Below are 806 nucleotides of genomic sequence, written 5' to 3'. Positions count from 1 at the left end.
AGTTGGTTGGCGGCGTCAAAGGTCCAGGACTGCGTGCGCGAGAGTTCGTCGGTCGCCGAGGTCCGGTTGTCGTTGCGGTCGTAGCCAAAGCTCACCGTCGCCGCGCCGGGCGAGATCACCTGGGTTAACCGGCCCCAGTTGTCGTACACACTGTCCGTTTGGTTGTTTTGGGCATCCCGCACAAAGCTGACGCGGCCCAGCGTGTCGTAACCCACCGTGGTCTGGGTGCCCGCCGGGTCCGTAACGCTGGTCAGGTCCCCATTCGCGTTATAGGCGTAGGTGGTGGTGCGGCTTAAGGCGTCCTTTACGCTGGTCGGTTGACCAAACGTATCGTAGGTAAAGCGGCTACTGGCCCGGCCGAGGGGATCGGTAACTTCCGTGAGATTGCCGCTCGTATCGTAGGAGTAAGTCGTAACCTGTCCCAGCGGATTGGTTTGCGTCAGCAGCTCGTTGGTTGCGCGGTACGTATACGTGTAGGTTTGGTTCAGGGGGTTACGCGCCGTGAGCACGTTCCCGCGGGCATCGTAGGTGAGGTTCCACACTCCGCCCCGCTCGTTGGTGTAGGTGAGCACGTTCTCGTTCGCGTCGTAGGTGTACGCCTGGCTAAAGCCCGCTTCGTCAACTTCGGAGGCGATGAGGCCCCCGCTGTAGTGATGGACCACGGTCTGACCACCCGGTCTCGTGATAGTGGTGGCGGTGGTCCCGTAGGCGAAGGTGGTCATGCGGTTCAGGGGGTCGGTGGCGCTCGTGACGCGCTCGCTGCTGTCGTACGTCCAGCTCCACACGTTGCCGCGCAGGTCGGTCTC

General features: G+C 62.5%; 1 protein-coding gene. It reads right to left on the bottom strand.

Annotation, left to right across the window (positions count from 1 at the left end; genetic code table 11):
* The coding region (locus AABK37_RS41650) for a hypothetical protein (RefSeq protein ID WP_432557221.1) at positions 1 to 806 on the bottom strand (806 nt) is incomplete at both ends.

It is taken from the genome of Tolypothrix sp. VBCCA 56010, from assembly GCF_050875635.1.
Taxonomy (GTDB): Bacteria; Cyanobacteriota; Cyanobacteriia; order Cyanobacteriales; family Nostocaceae; genus Hassallia.
Note: the sequence above shows the minus strand (reverse complement) of the source record. Positions and strands in the feature narration are given on the sequence as shown.